Annotated in this window: 2 protein-coding genes; both read left to right on the top strand. The window is 34.7% G+C overall.

Going from position 1 to position 1,670, the window contains the following annotated elements; all coding sequences use genetic code 11:
* The first annotated feature begins 73 nt into the window (after window positions 1-73).
* Window positions 74-769 carry a transposase gene (locus ACEN4L_RS13345; RefSeq protein ID WP_407097751.1) on the top strand — a complete coding sequence of 232 codons (696 nt, stop codon included), beginning with the start codon at window positions 74-76 and terminating at the stop codon, window positions 767-769.
* A gap of 20 nt (window positions 770-789) precedes the next feature.
* The gene (locus ACEN4L_RS13350; RefSeq protein WP_123781452.1) at window positions 790-1,641 is read left to right on the top strand and encodes an IS3 family transposase; all 852 of its coding nucleotides are present in this window, start codon (window positions 790-792) and stop codon (window positions 1,639-1,641) included.
* Window positions 1,642-1,670: the final 29 nt, after the last annotated feature.

Below are 1,670 nucleotides of genomic sequence, written 5' to 3' on the forward strand. Positions count from 1 at the left end.
TGATACACTCCCTACAAAGTAGACACTAGAAATAACAAAAATTTCTAAACTATTTTGTAGGGAGTGTTTTTTATTGTCTAAACGAGTTAAATTAAGCGCAGACGAAAAATTAGCCATCATTAAACCAATACTTGACGGTTGTTCTTCATTAAGATTTGTCAGTAAAGAAATGAACCTTCACGGTTCTGTAATTCAGACATGGATCCGCAAATATAAAGCTGATGGTTTTGAAGGACTAGTGGAATCGAAGACGTGGAAAAGGTACTCGAAAAACCTGAAAAAAATGGCGGTTGAAGACGTGGTTTTTCGAGGTTACTCTAAGAATAGTACGGTGAAAAAATATCATATTTCCAGTTTTTCAGTTCTACAACGATGGATTAACCTATATAATAGTGGAAAAGAACTAAAATCAACGAGTATGGGGAGATCTAAGACCACTATGACTAAAGGGCGTAAAACAACATTTGAAGAACGATTGGAAATCACACAATTTACTATTGCCAGAGACAATGACTATCAGGGGGCTATTGAAAAGTATGGTGTATCTTACCAACAAATCTATTCATGGGTTAAAAAATACCAACTTAAAGGGTCCGACGGACTTAAAGATCTTCGTGGTCAAAATAAACCAGAGAATGAATTAACGGATACTGAACGCTTGAAATTTCGTATTAAAGAACTTGAAGCACGAAATGAATATCTTGAAATGCAGAAAGATATTGAAAAAAAGTTGTTAGAGCTCAATCAAAGGTACGACCATTTTCGCTAAGTCGTCAAGAGACACAATACATTGTCGTGTTTGAGCTCCATCAAGAAAAAGGGTATTCTGTCTCAAAATTATGTAAAGCTGTAGAGGTTAGTAGAAGTTCCTACTATAAATGGTTACATCGATGTCCATCAGACGCAGAAAAAAAGAATGAGGCATTAGCTGCATCTATTCAGAAAATATTTGACGAATCTCATGGTATTTACGGTGTAGAACGGATGAAATGGGCTGTTTATCGTGAATTGAATGAGGTTGTTAATGTAAAACGGGTTCGCCGTTTAATGCGTTCTATGGGGTTGAAATCTGAAATTCGAAAGAAAAAACCAGAGTGGACAAAATCTATTCCTCTACATATCTCAGAAAATACTATTAACCGAGATTTTGAAGCTTCGAAACCGAACCAGAAATGGTTTACTGATGTGAGTTACCTATTTTATGGCAATCATGAAAAAGCTTATATCAGTGCAGTTATAGACCGTTATGATTTATCGATTGTTTCTTATATCATTAGTCAAAGAAACGATAATAAATTAGTGATGGATACCATCAAGTTAGCTATGCAAAAAAATCCAGCTGCACATCCAATTATTCATAGTGATCGAGGGTATCAATATACTTCTAATGATTATTTTGCCCTTAAAAATCAATTTGGTTTCAAAACTAGTATGTCACGTCCAAGCAAATGCTTGGATAATCAACCTATTGAATCCTTTTGGGGATCAATGAAGGCAGAATATTACTATCGTCATGATTTTGATACCTATGATCATCTTATAAACGGAATCGATGATTACATTCAATTTTATATGCATAAGCGTTATGTACCAAAATTTAACGGTTTAACTCCTTCGGAGTACCGTTCTTTAGCCTCATAAAAAAATACCACGTTGAGCATCTTATTCAA

Source organism: Desemzia sp. FAM 23988, from assembly GCF_045528365.1.
Lineage (GTDB): Bacteria > Bacillota > Bacilli > Lactobacillales > Carnobacteriaceae > Desemzia.